Here is a 16,418-nt window from a genome sequence, read left to right as displayed (position 1 = left end):
CCCGTGCAGCTTTACAGTAGTCGTGATTATGTTGTGTTAAATAGCTGTCCCTTGTGGACGGCTATTTTTGCAACAAAAACACACAAATAATCACAGGTTGTCAATCGAAGTTCACGTGATGAAAGGAAATACAATGCAAGAAGGCGCAATGCAAGCCTGGATTGAATCCTCTCCTCTGGCCGGGGGTAATGCGGCCTATATCGAAGAGCTATTCGAGCTCTTTCTTGATGACCCAAGTTCTATACCAAGTGAATGGCGAGAACTTTTTGAACAGCTGCCCGCTAGCTCAGGTGCAGACGTTAAACACAGCGAAATTCGTGACCAATTCCGAGCTGCTGCAAAAAACAAACTAAAGCAAGCTGGTGGTGGCGAACTTACAGCGGAAGACGCTGAGAAACAGGTTCGGGTACTACAGCTGATTAATGCCTACCGCTTTCGTGGTCACCAACACGCCAATTTAGACCCGCTTAACCTATGGAAGCAAGAGCAAGTTCCAGACCTTTCCCTTGACTACCATAACTTAGGTAAAGACGACCTAAATAAAGAGTTTAATGTGGGCTCTTTGCAAATAGGTAAGGACGTTGCCAAGTTAAGTGATATTCACCAAGCACTAGAAGCTATTTACTGCGGATCGATTGGTGCTGAGTACATGCATATTGTTTCAACTGCTGAAAAGCGTTGGATTCAGCAGCGGTTAGAGTCACAGCTAGGTCAGCCTAAGTTTAGTGCCGAAGAACGCAAGCGTATGCTTAAAGAACTTGTTGCAGCCGACGGCCTAGAAAAATATTTAGGTGCTAAATTTCCAGGAGCTAAGCGATTTTCCTTAGAAGGCGGAGACTCGTTAATTCCATTATTGAAATCACTTATTCGCCGTGCCGGTGAACAAGGCGCGAAAGAAGCAGTGATTGGAATGGCGCACCGTGGTCGCTTAAACGTACTTGTTAACGTAATGGGTAAGCAGCCAAAAGAATTATTCGACGAATTTGCCGGCAAGAGTACTAGCGACAAAGCGGGCGATGTGAAGTACCACATGGGCTTCTCGTCAGACTTTGAAACCGATGGTGGCAATGTTCATTTAGCATTAGCGTTCAACCCGTCGCATTTAGAAATAGTAAACCCAGTTGTAATGGGTTCGGTGCGTGCACGTATGGACCGTCGTAATTGTAAAGATGGCAGCCAAGCACTTCCAATTACTATTCATGGCGACGCTGCTATTGCGGGCCAGGGTATCGTTCAAGAAACCTTTAACTTATCGCAAACACGTGCTTATGGCGTTGGTGGTAGTATTCGCGTAGTAGTAAATAACCAAATTGGTTTTACCACTTCGAAGCAAGAAGATGCCCGTTCAACTCAGTATTGTACAGATATTGCGAAAATGGTTCAGGCTCCAATTTTCCATGTCAATGCCGATGATCCTGAAGCCGTGTTGTTTGTAGCACAAATGGCTGTTGACTACCGCAACACCTTTAAGCGCGACGTAGTTATTGACTTAGTTTGTTATCGCCGCCACGGCCATAACGAAGCCGATGAGCCAAATGCAACACAGCCGCTAATGTATCAAAAAATTAAGCAGCATCCAGTACCACGCGACATTTATGCCCAACGCCTAGTTGAACAAAAACTAGTGGCTGAAAGCGATGTAATTGCCCTAGTAAACGACTATCGCGATGCTCTCGACGTTGGTGAGTGTGTGGTGGACGAATGGCGGCCAATGGTGGCACATTCATCTGACTGGGCTTCTTTTGTTGGCCATGAATGGGACGTAGAATATGATGCGTCAATCACGGTTGGTGAATTAAAAGAACTTGGTCAAAAGGTTACAACTTTACCAGAAGGCTTTAAGCTGAATGGTCGTGTTAACCGTGCTTACGATGACCGTATTAAAATGGCTGAAGGCGAACGACCCGTCGATTGGGGTATGGCAGAAACATTGGCCTATGCGTCGTTAGTGAAAAGTGGCCAAGCAATTCGCCTAACCGGGCAAGACTGCGGTCGTGGAACTTTCTTCCACCGCCATGCGGTGTTGCACAACCAAGCCGACGCAGCAACTTATTTACCGTTAATGAATATTGATAAGGACCAAGCGCCTATCGAAATTTATGACTCGGTACTTTCAGAAGCAGCGGTTATGGCGTTTGAATATGGTTATGCTACAGCAGAACCCCATACGCTAGTTATGTGGGAAGCGCAGTTTGGTGACTTTGCTAACGGTGCTCAGGTTGTTATTGACCAGTTCCTAAGCTCTGGCGAACAGAAGTGGGGCCGCTTATGTGGCTTAACGCTACTGTTACCACATGGTTACGAAGGCCAAGGCCCAGAACACAGTTCAGCCCGGCTCGAGCGTTTCTTGCAGCTGTCGGCTGACCACAACTGGTCGGTGTGTGTTCCTACTACGCCCGCCCAGGTATTTAATATGCTGCGTCGTCAGCAGTTACGCCCGCTGCGTCGTCCATTAATTGTAATGACACCAAAGTCATTGTTACGCCACCCAGAAGCAGTTTCGTCACTTGAAGAGCTTGCTGAAGGCGTGTTCCATAACGTGATTGGTGAAACTGAAGCGCTTAACGCGAAGAAAGTAAAACGCGTTGTATTCTGTAGTGGTAAAGTTTATTACGACTTGTTAGCCGCACGTACGGAAGCAAAAATTAAAGACGTTGCTATTATTCGTGTTGAGCAGCTGTATCCGTTCCCGCATGAAGAAATGGCCGCAATTCTAGAAGAATATGCACACGTGAAAGACTTTATTTGGTGTCAAGAAGAGCCACAAAACCAAGGCGCTTGGTATTCAAGTCAGCATCACTTCCGTGAGGCAATTCCAACTGGCGCTCGTTTAACTTATGCCGGCCGTACAGCATCTTCGTCTCCAGCTACGGGGTATGCGTCGGTGCATAAAGAGCAGCAAGATAAACTTGTCCACGAAGCATTAAGCATTTAACAGGTGAGAATTAATTATGGCAATTGAAATAAAAGTACCTGAATTACCGGAGTCTGTTGCAGACGGAAGTATTGCAACTTGGCACGTTAAAGAAGGTGATACGGTTACTCGCGATCAGAATTTAGTTGATATTGAAACAGACAAAGTTGTACTAGAAGTGGTTGCAGAAGCCGATGGCGTAATTGGTAAAATTACTGCTGCAGAAGGCGACACAGTTCAAGGACAACAAGTTATTGGTACGCTTGAAGCAGGCGGTGCTGAAAAAGCACCAGCAGCTAAAGAAGAAGCTCCTGCTAAAGCAGCTGCTCCTGCCGGCACAGGCGGAGAGACGGTTGACGTTAAAGTACCTGAATTACCCGAGTCTGTTGCTGAAGCAACGGTTGCTACTTGGCACGTGAAAGCGGGCGAAGCAGTTACTCGCGATCAGAACTTAGTCGACATTGAAACCGACAAAGTTGTGTTAGAAGTTGTTGCTGAAGCTGACGGCGTATTAAGCGAAATTATTCATGGTGAAGGCGCCAACGTTGTTGGCCAAGATGTAATCGGTAAGCTAGTAAAAGGCGCAACTGCTGCAGCAAGCGAAGCGGCGCCTGCTGAAGCGACAGAAGACAAAGAGTCGTCAGACGCTGTAAGCCCGTCGGTTCGTCGTTTATTAGCCGAACACGACTTGAAAGCTACCGATGTGAAAGGCACCGGTAAAGACGGTCGTGTTACTAAAGAAGACGTGGAGAAGCACGTGAAATCTGCAAGTCAAACCAAAGCAGCCCCTGCACCGGCAGCTGCTCCTGCCCCACAAACTGTGAGTGGTAACCGTACTCAGAAGCGTGTGCCAATGACCCGCTTACGTAAAACCATTGCTACGCGCTTATTAGACGCGAAAAATTCTACAGCAATGTTAACCACGTTTAACGAAGTGAACATGAAGCCAATTATGGACCTTCGTAAAACGTACCAGAAAGAATTTGAAGAGCGCCATGGTGTTCGTTTAGGCTTTATGTCGTTTTATGTAAAAGCGGTAGTAGAAGCGCTAAAACGTTTCCCAGAAGTAAATGCGTCAATTGACGGCGACGAAATTGTTTACCATAACTACTTCGACGTCAGTATTGCTGTGTCTACTCCTCGTGGTTTGGTAACACCAATAGTTCGCGACGCAGATACGCTAAGCTTAGCTGAAATTGAGTCGGCAATTCGCGAGCTTGCTCTTAAAGGTCGTGATGGCAAGTTAACCCTAGACGAAATGCTAGGCGGTAACTTTACTATTACGAACGGTGGTGTATTTGGTTCATTACTGTCTACGCCTATCCTGAACCCACCACAAAGTGCCATTTTGGGTATGCATAAAATCCAAGACCGCGCCATGGTGGTAGACGGAGAAATAGAAATCTTACCAATGATGTACTTGGCGTTATCGTACGACCATAGAATCGTTGATGGTAAAGAGTCGGTTGGCTTCTTAGTCACCGTGAAAAACCTGCTTGAAGATCCACAACGTTTGTTGTTGGATATCTAAAGGCACTCGCTCAGCGGCAGCACATTATGGCTGCCGCTGTCATTCTTAGGCATAAAAACGTATACTATGCCTCGGAATTCGGGTAAACAACCAAGGCGTATTGCCTCGGTTGTTTTCATTTTGAATGAACAAATGGAACAAGCATCATGAATTTGCATGAGTATCAAGCAAAACAGCTTTTCAGAGAGTTCGGCTTGCCAGTATCTGACGGATACGCAGTTGACACCGCTGACGAGGCTGTAGAAGCAGCGAAGAAAATCGGTGGCGACAAGTGGGTCGTAAAATGTCAGGTTCACGCAGGTGGCCGTGGTAAAGCTGGCGGTGTTAAGCTAGTTTCTTCTTTAGACGAAGTTCGTGCCTTTGCAGACAGCTGGGTTGGAAAAAACCTAGTTACTTACCAAACCGACGAAAAAGGCCAGCCAGTAGCTAAAATTCTGGTAGAAACCTGCACTGATATTGCGCAAGAGCTGTATCTTGGTGCAGTTGTTGACCGTGCTTCACGTAAAATCGTGTTCATGGCGTCGACAGAAGGTGGTGTTGAAATTGAGCAAGTAGCAGCCGACACACCAGAAAAAATATTAAGTGTAACCATCGACCCTACGGTTGGTGCATTACCATACCAAGGTCGCGACTTAGCGTTCCAATTGGGCTTAAACCCAGAGCAAGTAAAACAGTTCACTAAAATATTCCTTGGCTTAGCGAAAATGTTTGAACAGTACGACTTCGCCCTGTTAGAAATTAACCCATTGGTTATTACTGACGAAGGCCAGTTGCATTGCTTAGACGGCAAAATTACTGTTGATAGTAACGCACTTTATCGCCAGCCAAAAATCAAAGAAATGAACGACCCTTCGCAAGAAGACGCGCGTGAAGCCCATGCTGCTAGCTTTGAGCTGAACTATGTTGCCCTCGACGGTAACATTGGTTGCATGGTGAACGGCGCAGGCCTAGCCATGGGTACCATGGACATTGTGAAGCTTCACGGTGGCGACCCAGCAAACTTCCTCGACGTAGGTGGCGGTGCGACGAAAGAACGTGTTTCTGAAGCATTCAAAATCATTTTGTCTGACGACAGCGTAAAAGCTGTACTAGTGAACATCTTCGGTGGAATTGTACGTTGTGACATGATCGCAGAAGGTATTATTGGTGCTGTTGAAGAAGTTGGCGTGAAAGTACCAGTTGTTGTTCGCCTTGAAGGTAACAACGCAGAACTAGGTACCAAGAAGCTGGCCGATAGCGGATTAAATATTATCGCCGCAACCAGCCTAACTGATGCAGCAGAAAAAGTTGTTGCTGCAGCTGCGGGAGGTCAATAATGTCTATCTTGATCGATAAAAATACGAAAGTAATTTGCCAGGGTTTCACTGGTAGTCAGGGTACATTCCACTCTGAACAAGCTATTGAGTACGGTACACAAATGGTTGGCGGTGTTACGCCAGGCAAAGGTGGCCAAGTTCATTTAGGTTTGCCTGTATTTAATACGGTAAAAGAAGCAGTAAATGCGACTGGCGCAACGGCATCAGTAATTTACGTACCAGCACCTTTCTGTAAAGACTCAATTATTGAAGCTGCAGACGCTGGCATTGAACTGATTATTTGTATTACTGAAGGCATTCCAACCATTGATATGCTGTACGTGAAAGAATACCTCACGCACAAAGGCGTACGCATGATTGGTCCAAACTGCCCAGGTGTTATTACTCCGGGTGAATGTAAGATTGGAATCATGCCAGGCCAAATTCATATGCCAGGTAAAGTAGGTATTGTATCGCGTTCAGGTACATTAACTTATGAAGCTGTAAAGCAAACCACCGATGAAGGTTTTGGCCAGTCTACTTGTGTAGGTATTGGTGGCGACCAGATTCCAGGTTCAAGCTTTATTGATATTCTGGAAATGTTTGAAAACGACCCTAAAACTGAAGCCATTGTAATGATTGGTGAAATTGGCGGATCAGCTGAAGAAGAAGCAGCAGCCTACATTAAAGCAAACGTAACGAAGCCTGTGGTTTCTTACATTGCAGGTGTAACTGCTCCTCCAGGAAAACGTATGGGCCATGCCGGTGCGATTATTTCTGGTGGTGAAGGTACGGCAGAAGACAAGTTCGCAGCGCTTGAAGCAGCGGGTGTTAAAACTGTACGTAGCTTAGCTGATATCGGCAAAGCATTACGTGAGAAAACTGGCTGGTAAGCTAGTTTTCTACACTTAAAAGGGCTCCTTCGGGAGCCTTTTTTATTTCTAACTCTCCTTTGTTTAAGATCAATATGGCAGTATAGGCATTTGTTAATCTTGTGTAAGAAGAAGGGCGTATCACGTGCTAAAAACCGTATCGGGCGTAGCTCGTTTAAACTTTTTAACCTTAACGCTATTGTGCGTGCTGTTGGCGCTGGCCTATAGTTTAGCGGCTGGGGTGTCCGTGCAATTGTTGCCATTTATAGTGGTGAGCGTTATTGCTTTGGCTGCCCATGCCAGCGTAAATGCATTCAATGAATATTTCGACTTTCGTTCTGGGCTCGACTTTTTAACCCCTAAAACGCCTTTTAGTGGTGGTAGCGGCACTTTAATTAGAGCGCCTGAAAAAGCACGTTGGGCGCTTACCTTTGCTTGGATTACGCTGGGGTTAGTGGTGCTTGGTGGCTTGTTTTTGGTGTCGGAGCATGGCTGGCCATTATTATGGATAGGCGTGCCTGGTGTTATTATTATTTATAGCTATACCCAGTACATTAACCGACTACCGATTATTTGCTTGGTGGCACCCGGTATTGGCTTTGGTTTACTAATGACACTGGGCGCTATTTGGGTATTTCAAGGCTCGTTGAATATTGGCGCCTGGGCACTTGCTATAGTTGTGTCTTTATTAGTAAGTAACCTATTGTTACTTAATCAATTTCCAGACGCCGATGCCGACCGTAAAGTTGGCCGCAGAACCTTGCCTATTGTGCTTGGCAAAGAGCGAAGTGCAGTGGTGTTTGCGCTTCAGTATGGGCTAGCAATGGCGCTGCATTTAATTGCTATAGCAGTGGCTTGGTTGCCTGCACCTACAATTATCGCCTTACTTTCGCTTCCGATATTAATAAAATTAGTACCGGGGGTATATAACAACAAGGGGAGTGTGATTAAGCTTACCCCTTTCTTAGGCTTAAACGTGATTTTTATTCACCTTTACTTGTTATTACTTGTTGCTGGTCTAATTTGGGCATGGTGGTAAGTGTTAGCTGAGTAGGAAAATACATGCAACAACATGATTTCGATATTCTGGTGGTTGGTGGTGGTGGTGCTGGCTTACGAGCGAGTATTGCCGCAGCAGAACAAGCTCAGCAACAGGGCCAAGCAGTAAGTATAGGGTTAGTTTCAAAAGTATCCCCTATGCGCTCGCATACGGTCGCCGCTGAAGGTGGCGCTGCAGCAGTAACCCGCGACAACGACAGCTTTGCTGCTCACTTTGAAGACACAGTAGCAGGTGGCGACTGGCTTTCTGACCAAAAAGTGGTGGACTATTTTGTTCGCCATGCTCACCAAGAGCTTGTACAAATGGAGCGATGGGGTTGCCCGTGGAGCAGAAAAGCAGACGGTTCTATTCAAGTACGCCGGTTTGGCGGCATGAAAATAGAGCGCACTTGGTTTGCCGCCGACAAAACCGGTTTTCACATGTTGCACACCTTGTTTCAAACCTCATTAAAATTTCCAGCTATTAAGCGTCTCGACGAATTTTTTGTACTCGACCTATTAGTTAACGACGGCCACATTGCAGGGGTTGTTGCCCTGGAAGTTGCTACCGGCACACTGCATTTAATTCGGGCAAAGTCGGTTATATTAGCTACCGGTGGAGCTGGGCGGTTATTTCGCTTTAATACTAATGGTGGCATTGTTACCGGCGACGGCATGGCTATTGCGTATCGCCATGGTGTGCCGCTACGGGATATGGAATTTGTGCAGTATCACCCTACGGGTTTACCCGGCTCGGGCATACTTATTACCGAAGCGTCGCGTGGTGAAGGTGGTTTAATGCTAAATAAAGACGGCTACCGTTACCTGCAAGACTATGGTTTAGGCCCTGAAACGCCGCTTGGCCAACCTAAAAATAAATACATGGAACTTGGTCCACGCGACAAGCTGTCGCAAGCCTTTTGGCACGAGCAAAAAGCTGGCCGTACAGGCAAATATGGCGACAGCGACGTAGTGTATTTAGACCTGCGCCATTTAGGTAAAAAATACTTACATGAACGGCTGCCGTTTATTTGTGAACTGGCCAAGTCGTATGTGAATATTGATCCTGTGCATGAGCCTATTCCAGTGCGCCCAGCGGTGCATTACACCATGGGTGGCATCAGCACTGATTGCCAAGGTGAAACGAACATAAAAGGCCTATATGCAGTGGGTGAATGTGCCTCGGTTGGTTTGCATGGGGCTAATAGGTTGGGGTCTAATTCACTTACTGAATTGCTAGTATTTGGTCGTGTAGCCGGTGAACAAGCGGTTGCACACGCACAAACTCGCGTGCACAGCCCGTTGCCACAGTTACAACAGCAAGTTCAACGCCAACAGAAGTATTTGCACAACTTAACTTCCGGCCAAGGGGAAGAATCGTGGGTGGATATTAAACGCCAGTTACTGAAAACCATGGAAGAAGGGTGCGGTATTTATCGCGACGAACAAGGTATGCAGCGTACCCTAAATACTATTCGGGCGTTGCAGGCGCGGTATAAAAATATACGGGTTATTGATAACAGCCAAAGCTACAATACCGAGCTATTAAATTGCATTGAAGTTGGCTTTGGTCTTGATGTGGCGGAAGCAACCTGTTTGGCCGCATTAGAGCGGCGCGAGTCGCGCGGGGCACACCAACGCATAGATGCAGGTTACGACAGCCGCAACGACACTGACTACCTACAACATAGCTTGGTGCATTACCAAGCCAACAGCGCAGCGCGGCTTGAATGGCAAGCGGTAGACACTTCTATTTTACCGCCCGGTGTTCGAGCTTATGGCGACGCCAAACAAAACCCTAGCCAAGGAGTAACGCCATGATAAACGTTAAAGTGGCGCGCTACTTGCCAGAACAATCCGCCGCCCCTTTTGTGCAAGAATTCAAGGTGCCCTACGACGCCAGCACCTCGGTACTTGATGCACTTAATTATATAAAGGAAGAACTCGACCCAAGCTTAAGCTTTCGCTGGTCGTGTCGTATGGCTATTTGCGGCTCCTGCGGCGTTATGGCCAATGGTATTCCAAAGCTAGGCTGTAAAGTGTTCTTGCGTGATTATGAACAAGGCTTGTTGCTTGAGCCCTTAGCGCATTTACCTGTCGAGCGCGATTTAATTGTCGACATGGACGCATTTTTAAAACATCTTGAAGCGGTTAAGCCATATTTAATTAATAATGAAACCACAGCCGTTAAAAGTGCCACGACCCACCAGCAAACCCCTGCACAGCTAGGTAAGTATAAGCAATTTGCTAACTGTATTAATTGTGGCTTGTGTTATTCCGCTTGTCCGCAGTTTGGGTTAAACCCAGAGTTTTTAGGCCCCGCAGCCATTACCTTGGCGCATCGGTATAATCTAGACAGCCGCGATCAGGGGAAAGCAGCTCGTATGCCATTACTAAATACAGCAGAAGGGCCTTGGGCGTGCACTTTTGTTGGTTTTTGTTCTGATGTGTGTCCTCAGCAAGTAGACCCAGCCGCGGCGGTGAATCAATCAAAAGTTGAATCGGCCAAAGACATGCTTATCCAGTTATTTAAGGGCAAGTTATGAGCTATAAACCGGTATTAACCCGAACCTGGTGGTTAAAACATAGGGCATTTAAAGCCTATATGCTGCGTGAAGCCACCGTATTACCCTTATTGTTTTTTTTACTCACCCTTTGCTGCGGAATTTATGCTTTGTGGCAGGGGCCAAGCCAGTGGCAAGCATGGCAGATTACTATGAAGCACCCAGCGGTGCTGGCGATTAATAGCCTTGCGTTAGTAGCTAGCTTGTATCACGCATGGACCTTCTTTCAACTTTTTCCGCGGGTAATGCCCATTAGGTTAGGTAGCAAAACCCTTCCTGCACAGGTGCTAATAGCAGGCCAGTGGGCGGGTTTAGTTGCTGTTTTTGTGTTGTTCACTTGGCTATTTCGAGGCAGCTTATGAAACCTGAAACTGAGCTAAAACGTAGTGCAGAACCCATTTGGTGGGCATTGTTTAGTGCCGGCGGCGTATGTTTTGCGGTATTTATACCCGCAGCCATTGTTTTTCTTGCCATGTTGCTACCTTTAGGAGTGGTGGAGCTAACTTATACGCAAGCGCAAAGCTGGTACTTTAGTATATGGGGGTTAATGTTTACTGGCGCTGTGGTGGTGTTGCCGTTATTTCATGCTGGGCACCGTTTTCGGCATGGCTTGCACGACTTAAAAGTACAACAGCATACATTGGTGAAAGTGTTGTGCTATGGTTTTGCTAGTGCCCTTAGCCTGCTTTGCCTTGGTTTATGGTGTATAGGATATTTTAATTAAGCCGTAAATAGGCTTAGCAAAAAGAGGTATAGCCCCATTGTTTGAGTAGGCCTACACTCAAACCATTAGTTTAGAGAATAAAGCACATGACCATACGTACAATAAATGCAGTAAGTGAGTTACGCGCTGTTGAATTACTAAGCCGAGCGCCTTTGTTTAAAACACTCACTGCCGATGATAAACGTGTTTTTGCGAGCATGAAGGGACTTTTCCGCTATGCCCGCGCCGGAACCATGTTTATTGAACAGGGTGATGCAGATTATTGTATTTATGTGATTATGAGCGGAAAAGCGCAGGTACATAAAGACGGCGTATTGGTAGGGGAGGTGGCAGCAGGGCAGTTTGTTGGCGAAGTTGCTTTTGTTACGAGAGAGTTACGTTCAGCATCGGTTTCAGCAATTTCAGATATGGTTTTGTTGCGTATAGACGCTGAAAGTTTTCGCCGTTTACCCATACGCGCACGGGAAATAGTAAAAGACAAAATGATCGAAGGGCTACACCACCGCATAGAACGAATGAACGCAGAGATTATGAATTTTCGAAATGAGCTAAAAACAAGTGGCGATAAACAGCCAGAATCAAGCGATTAGAGCAGCTAGCAACTATAGTTAGCCCAGCCCAAACTCGTTACTATGAAATAAGAAAAGACGTACGGCCTAGCAAATTAAAATAATAACTAACGAGAGCATGCTATGTTTAATAAATCAGAAAGAGCAAGCCATTGGCTTGCGCGTGTAAAGCACTTTATGCGCGAACATATTGAACCTTTTGAAGCAGAGTACTTTCAAGCTAACCTAGCACAAAACGCCCACCCCAATTGGCGCGAATGGCAAGTTCACCCACGTATTGAAGAGCTGAAAAAACTAGCCAAAGAAGAGGGTTTATGGAATTTTTTCCTGCCCGATGAAATTCTTGGTAAAGGCTTAACTACAGCAGGTTATGCATACTTAGCCGAGCAAATGGGCCGCAGCTTAATAGCGCCGGAAATATTTAACTGTAACGCACCCGACACGGGCAATATGGAAGTGTTGCACCAATTCGGCACCGATGCACAAAAAAACCAATGGTTGAAGCCTTTGCTCGACGGCAGTATTCGGTCAGTATTTGCAATGACCGAACCAAATGTGGCCAGTTCAGATGCAACCAATATTGAAACCAGCATTACCGCCGACGGTGACGACGTGGTTATTAATGGCACTAAATGGTGGACCACGGGCTTGGGCCACCCCAATGCTAAAATAGCGATTGTTTTAGGGTTAAGTGACCGTGAAGCGGCGCGGCATCAGCGTCATTCATTGGTGTTAGTGCCATTAGATACAGAAGGCGTAACCATTGAACGTATGTTGCCTGTATTTGGCGACTACGACGCCCCTTATGGCCATGGTCAAATGAGCTTTAATAACGTTCGGGTGCCGAAGGCGAATGTTATTAGCCGGCTTGGTGACGGCTTTGCTATTGCCCAAGGGCGCTTAGGTCCAGGCCGAATACATCATTGCATGCGTGCCTTAGGAGCGGCAGAAAAAGCCCTAGAATTAATGATTCAACGCAGCTTAGATCGCGTGGCCTTTGGTCGGCCGTTAGTAAAGTTAGGCGACAATGGCGCGCGTATTGCCCGCCATCGTATGGCTATTGACCAAGCTCGCTTATATACCTTACATACGGCGTCATTAATTGACGAAGCCGGGGCGAAAAGTGCGGCCAGTGAAATTGCCGGCATTAAAGTGGTGGTGCCGCAAGTACTGCAAAACGTTGTCGACGACGCAATTCAAATGCATGGTGGCGCGGGCTTAAGCCACGACTTACCCCTTACTGCTTTTTACGCAATAGCGCGGTCGTTACGCTTGGCCGACGGCCCCGATGAAGTGCATGAAGCAACGGTATTACGTCAAGAGCTGAAAAAATATCCGGAGCAATAATGATTGATCTCGGCTCGCCGGTAAGAGAGCAAGAAGTATTTGATGTGGATGCGGTAGACAGCTGGCTGCAAGAAATTCAGCCAGCTTTGCTAGGCAAACCACAGGTAACGCAGTTTCTTGGGGGGGCGTCGAATTGGACCTACCGCTTGAAATATGAAAACGCCGACTTTATTTTGCGCCGCCCACCGGCCGGCACGAAAGCAAAGTCGGCCCATAACATGAAGCGTGAATACGATTTGCAACGAGCCTTAAAGCCGGTGTTTGCTACCGTACCTACCATGGTGGGTTATTGTGACGACGAACAGGTTATAGGTAGTGAATTTTATGTTATGCAGCGTATAGCTGGCATTATTCCGCGCAAAAATATGCCCCGTAGCGTTAACCTTACTCCTGCACAAGTGCGCACCTTATGCACCAATATGCTCGACCAGCTAGTGCAATTACACCAAGTAGACTATAAAGCCGCGGGCCTAGCCGAACTAGGCAAGGGCACCGGCTATATTGAACGCCAAGTGACGGGCTGGAACAAGCGCTATCGGCAGGCGAAAACCTGGCAGGTACCGCGGGCAAACTATTTAATGAATTGGCTAGTAACCAATATGCCAAGCCAAGAGCGTTTGTGCCTGACCCACAACGACTTTCGGTTTGATAACCTTATTCTTAACCCAGACAACCCCACCGACATTCTTGCCGTACTCGACTGGGAATTAGCAACCATTGGTGACCCGTTGATGGAAGTGGGCAATATGCTGGCCTATTGGGTACAAGCCGACGACGATAACATAGCCCGCGCCACTCGGCGTCAGCCTACGCACCTAAAGGGCATGCTAACGCGTCAAGAAGTAATCGACTATTACTGCCAACAAACGGGCCAAAGTGGCGCAGATATGACCTTTTATGAGGTATTCGGGCTGTTTCGATTGTCGGTTATCGCGCAACAAATTTATTATCGTTATCATCATAAGCAAACCGACAATCCGGCCTTTAAAAACTTTTGGTTTGTAGTGCGCTATTTGCACTGGCGGGCGAAACGCTTAATTAAGCAAAGGCAATAGTAATGGCGTTAGTAACTTTAGTAAGGCATGGCCAAGCGTCGTTTGGTGCTGAAGACTATGATCAACTGTCTAAACTGGGCGACGAACAAGCTCGCGTATTAGCTGCTATGGTGCACGCCCGTGAAGAAAAAATTGACTGTATTGTACATGGCACTCTAAAGCGTCATGTGCAATCGTTAAATGCCTTTAAGTCGGGCATAAGCTTACGCCCTACACGTATTGCCGATGCCTGTTGGAATGAATTTGATCATCGCGACGTACTAAGGCAGTTTGTTTTAGCCTATCCGGAATTCACCGACGATGTGTTGTCGCAACAAGCAGAGCGTATTTTTCCGGCCTTTGCTAAAGCGGTAGCGCGTTGGCAACAACGTAGCAACGACAGTAATTATGTGGAAAGCTGGCAACAATTTAGTGATCGGGTAAACCAAGCTTGGCTGAATGTGAGCGAGCTTGCTAAAAACCATCAGCGAGTATGGGTGTTTACCTCTGGTGGGCCTATTTCGCTGTCGGTATTGCAGTCGTTAGCGTCTGGACCAGAACAGTTAATGCAACTAAATCGCCGGTTGGCTAATACCGGCTTAACCCGCTTTATGTATGAGCAGGGCCAACCGCAGTTATTAAGCTTAAATGAGCATGGGCACCTTACTGGCAAATATCAAAATATGCTGAGCTATATATAAGCCCGGCTAAAATTAATTCGCAAAAAGGCCAAGTAAGGAAAATAAAGGGACTAATAATGCGTATAACAATTTTAATAACCGGCGCAAGTTCAGGCCTAGGTGCAGAAATGGCCCGCCAGTTTGCCGCTAAAGGGCATAATTTAGGCTTGTGCGCGCGCCGCGTAGAGCGCTTAACCCAGTTGCAAGCCGACATTCTGCAAGCTTACCCACAGGTTAAAGTGAGCTTAAAAGAGCTCGATGTGAATGACCACGACGCGGTGTTTCGTGTATTTGATGAATTCAAAACTGAGTTTGGTAGCTTAGACCGAATTATTGTTAATGCGGGTATGGGCAAAGGCGGTTCGATAGGTACGGGCTTGTTTAAGCATAACAAAGCGACCATAGAAACCAATTTAGTTGCGGCTTTAGCCCAATGCGAAGCGGCGTTAGAAATATTTCGAGCACAAAACGATGGTCATTTGGTTACTATTTCGTCGATAAGCGCGTTACGTGGTATGCCACGGGCCATGACCGCCTATGCGGCTAGTAAAGCGGGGCTAGTGAACCTAACTGAAGGTATTCAAGCCGACTTATTACGTTCACGTAGCCCTATTAAAGTAAGCTGTATTATGCCAGGTTTTATTCGTTCGGAATTGAATGAAAAAGTAAAGAACACCCCCTTTATGATCGACACTGTGCCGGGCGTAAAGGCTATGGTAAAAGCTATTGAAAGAGAACGGCCGAGCGCTTATGTGCCGGGTTGGCCTTGGTGCGTAATTGCATTCTTGCTCAAGCGTTTACCGCTTAAAATTGTCATGAAAATGGGCTAGCGTTTAGCTCGCCTGTAAACCATATTAAAACACCAAAAGGAATGAGAGCATGAAAGTAATTCAATGGATAGGCTTAGCACTTATCGCTTTGTTAGTGGGTGTTATTATGTGGGTATTAGTACTGCATTGGACCTCTTTTGACGAAAAAACTTCACTAAACGAACAGGTACAAGCTGCAGCCCCTGGCCAATTTGTAGCGCTTGCAGAGGGCCTAACCCATTACCAAACCTTTGGTCCAAGCAATGGCCCTGCGGTGGTGCTGGTTCACGGCTTTAGTATTCCTGCGGCGGTGTGGGGCGAAACTCCCAACTATTTAGCCAGCCAAGGCTTTCGAGTAATTCAATACGACTTGTTTGGCCGTGGTTATTCAGCCCGACCCGACATTCCCTATGTTGGTGCTTTATTTGAAAGCCAACTTATTGGCTTGTTAGACGCCTTAGCTATAGAACAGCCAGTAGCCGTGGTTGGGCTTTCCATGGGTGGGGCAGTTGCAGCTCGCACGGTGGCTCATCACCCGAACCGTTTTAATAGCATGAGTTTAATTGCGCCGTTGCATCAGCCTCTTGCGCCTATGGGTATTCCTGCTGGCTTGGGTTACTACATGTTGTCGGCTTTTTATGTGCCTGCTATCAGCAAGTCGTTGGCGGCAGGTAATTTTACTACCGCCACCAAACAAGCTTTACAGGAAAGCTACCAACAGCAAAAAGAAATTCGTGGCTTTACCCGCGCGTTAACGTCGAGCTTGTATAACTTTAGTCCCGACAACCACCCGCAGTATTATCGTCAGGTGGCAGCACACGGCATACCCGTTATGCTGGCTTGGGGCACCGCCGACACCACCGTACCTTTTAATCAGAACGAAGCGGTACGCAGCGACGCCAACGTAGCTGAAGCCAACTTTGTGGTGTTTGAAGGTGCAGGCCATACACCGCATTTAGAACACCCACTACAATATAACCAGTCGTTAAGTAAGTTCTTAAACAGCCTTTAACGCTTAGCTAGTTAGCACCTTGTTGCTCA

Annotated in this window: 15 protein-coding genes; all 15 read left to right on the top strand. The window is 46.8% G+C overall.

Annotated elements, in window-relative coordinates:
* Positions 1 to 133: 133 nt before the first annotated feature.
* Positions 134 to 2,935, top strand: coding sequence for a 2-oxoglutarate dehydrogenase E1 component (locus M1L23_RS05525; protein ID WP_252626111.1), 2,802 nt, complete (start codon positions 134 to 136; stop codon positions 2,933 to 2,935).
* 16 nt (positions 2,936 to 2,951) lie between these two features.
* A complete protein-coding gene (odhB, locus tag M1L23_RS05520; protein ID WP_252626110.1) occupies positions 2,952 to 4,445 on the top strand; it encodes a 2-oxoglutarate dehydrogenase complex dihydrolipoyllysine-residue succinyltransferase in 1,494 nt (497 codons plus the stop codon).
* A gap of 146 nt (positions 4,446 to 4,591) precedes the next feature.
* Complete coding sequence (gene sucC, locus M1L23_RS05515; RefSeq protein ID WP_252626109.1) at positions 4,592 to 5,761, top strand: ADP-forming succinate--CoA ligase subunit beta; 1,170 nt, start codon at positions 4,592 to 4,594, stop codon at positions 5,759 to 5,761.
* Positions 5,761 to 6,633 (top strand): succinate--CoA ligase subunit alpha, encoded by an 873-nt coding sequence (gene sucD, locus M1L23_RS05510; protein ID WP_252626108.1) that lies wholly within the window; start codon positions 5,761 to 5,763, stop codon positions 6,631 to 6,633. The genes sucC and sucD overlap by 1 nt, the downstream gene beginning before the upstream one ends.
* A gap of 124 nt (positions 6,634 to 6,757) precedes the next feature.
* On the top strand, positions 6,758 to 7,651 hold the full coding sequence (locus tag M1L23_RS05505) for a prenyltransferase (protein ID WP_252626107.1): 894 nt from the start codon (positions 6,758 to 6,760) through the stop codon (positions 7,649 to 7,651).
* Between the two features lie 23 nt (positions 7,652 to 7,674).
* Complete coding sequence (gene frdA / locus M1L23_RS05500) at positions 7,675 to 9,471, top strand: fumarate reductase (quinol) flavoprotein subunit (protein ID WP_252626106.1); 1,797 nt, start codon at positions 7,675 to 7,677, stop codon at positions 9,469 to 9,471.
* Positions 9,468 to 10,196 (top strand): succinate dehydrogenase/fumarate reductase iron-sulfur subunit, encoded by a 729-nt coding sequence (locus M1L23_RS05495; RefSeq protein ID WP_252626105.1) that lies wholly within the window; start codon positions 9,468 to 9,470, stop codon positions 10,194 to 10,196. Before frdA ends, M1L23_RS05495 begins: the two co-directional genes overlap by 4 nt.
* Positions 10,193 to 10,576, top strand: coding sequence for a succinate dehydrogenase/fumarate reductase transmembrane subunit (locus M1L23_RS05490; protein ID WP_252626104.1), 384 nt, complete (start codon positions 10,193 to 10,195; stop codon positions 10,574 to 10,576). The genes M1L23_RS05495 and M1L23_RS05490 overlap by 4 nt, the downstream gene beginning before the upstream one ends.
* Entirely contained in the window at positions 10,573 to 10,938 is a 366-nt protein-coding gene (frdD, locus tag M1L23_RS05485; protein ID WP_252626103.1) for a fumarate reductase subunit FrdD, read from the top strand. Before M1L23_RS05490 ends, frdD begins: the two co-directional genes overlap by 4 nt.
* An 86-nt stretch (positions 10,939 to 11,024) precedes the next feature.
* A complete protein-coding gene (locus tag M1L23_RS05480; RefSeq protein WP_252626102.1) occupies positions 11,025 to 11,528 on the top strand; it encodes a cyclic nucleotide-binding domain-containing protein in 504 nt (167 codons plus the stop codon).
* A gap of 102 nt (positions 11,529 to 11,630) precedes the next feature.
* Positions 11,631 to 12,854, top strand: coding sequence for an acyl-CoA dehydrogenase family protein (locus M1L23_RS05475; protein WP_252626101.1), 1,224 nt, complete (start codon positions 11,631 to 11,633; stop codon positions 12,852 to 12,854).
* Entirely contained in the window at positions 12,854 to 13,909 is a 1,056-nt protein-coding gene (locus tag M1L23_RS05470) for a phosphotransferase family protein (RefSeq protein ID WP_252626100.1), read from the top strand. Before M1L23_RS05475 ends, M1L23_RS05470 begins: the two co-directional genes overlap by 1 nt.
* Before the next feature lie 2 nt (positions 13,910 to 13,911).
* A complete protein-coding gene (locus tag M1L23_RS05465) occupies positions 13,912 to 14,589 on the top strand; it encodes a histidine phosphatase family protein (protein ID WP_252626099.1) in 678 nt (225 codons plus the stop codon).
* 56 nt (positions 14,590 to 14,645) lie between these two features.
* On the top strand, positions 14,646 to 15,398 hold the full coding sequence (locus M1L23_RS05460; protein WP_252626098.1) for an SDR family oxidoreductase: 753 nt from the start codon (positions 14,646 to 14,648) through the stop codon (positions 15,396 to 15,398).
* A 49-nt stretch (positions 15,399 to 15,447) separates the two neighbouring features.
* Positions 15,448 to 16,389: an alpha/beta fold hydrolase gene (locus M1L23_RS05455; RefSeq protein WP_252626097.1), complete on the top strand. Its 942-nt coding sequence runs from the start codon at positions 15,448 to 15,450 to the stop codon at positions 16,387 to 16,389.
* The last annotated feature ends 29 nt before the right edge of the window (positions 16,390 to 16,418 follow it).

This window comes from Aliidiomarina quisquiliarum, assembly GCF_023922585.1.
Classification (GTDB): domain Bacteria; phylum Pseudomonadota; class Gammaproteobacteria; order Enterobacterales; family Alteromonadaceae; genus Aliidiomarina; species Aliidiomarina quisquiliarum.
Note: the sequence above shows the minus strand (reverse complement) of the source record. Positions and strands in the feature narration are given on the sequence as shown.

What these genes read in the sequence shown, in the direction of transcription:
- M1L23_RS05480 (WP_252626102.1), top strand. Translation starts at nt 11,025, where the DNA reads ATGACCATACGTACAATAAATGCAGTAAGTGAGTTACGCGCTGTTGAA.
- M1L23_RS05465 (WP_252626099.1), top strand. Translation starts at nt 13,912, where the DNA reads ATGGCGTTAGTAACTTTAGTAAGGCATGGCCAAGCGTCGTTTGGTGCT.
- odhB (WP_252626110.1), top strand. Translation starts at nt 2,952, where the DNA reads ATGGCAATTGAAATAAAAGTACCTGAATTACCGGAGTCTGTTGCAGAC.
- M1L23_RS05460 (WP_252626098.1), top strand. Translation starts at nt 14,646, where the DNA reads ATGCGTATAACAATTTTAATAACCGGCGCAAGTTCAGGCCTAGGTGCA.
- sucD (WP_252626108.1), top strand. Translation starts at nt 5,761, where the DNA reads ATGTCTATCTTGATCGATAAAAATACGAAAGTAATTTGCCAGGGTTTC.
- M1L23_RS05455 (WP_252626097.1), top strand. Translation starts at nt 15,448, where the DNA reads ATGAAAGTAATTCAATGGATAGGCTTAGCACTTATCGCTTTGTTAGTG.
- M1L23_RS05525 (WP_252626111.1), top strand. Translation starts at nt 134, where the DNA reads ATGCAAGAAGGCGCAATGCAAGCCTGGATTGAATCCTCTCCTCTGGCC.
- M1L23_RS05490 (WP_252626104.1), top strand. Translation starts at nt 10,193, where the DNA reads ATGAGCTATAAACCGGTATTAACCCGAACCTGGTGGTTAAAACATAGG.
- frdA (WP_252626106.1), top strand. Translation starts at nt 7,675, where the DNA reads ATGCAACAACATGATTTCGATATTCTGGTGGTTGGTGGTGGTGGTGCT.
- M1L23_RS05470 (WP_252626100.1), top strand. Translation starts at nt 12,854, where the DNA reads ATGATTGATCTCGGCTCGCCGGTAAGAGAGCAAGAAGTATTTGATGTG.
- M1L23_RS05495 (WP_252626105.1), top strand. Translation starts at nt 9,468, where the DNA reads ATGATAAACGTTAAAGTGGCGCGCTACTTGCCAGAACAATCCGCCGCC.
- M1L23_RS05475 (WP_252626101.1), top strand. Translation starts at nt 11,631, where the DNA reads ATGTTTAATAAATCAGAAAGAGCAAGCCATTGGCTTGCGCGTGTAAAG.
- sucC (WP_252626109.1), top strand. Translation starts at nt 4,592, where the DNA reads ATGAATTTGCATGAGTATCAAGCAAAACAGCTTTTCAGAGAGTTCGGC.
- frdD (WP_252626103.1), top strand. Translation starts at nt 10,573, where the DNA reads ATGAAACCTGAAACTGAGCTAAAACGTAGTGCAGAACCCATTTGGTGG.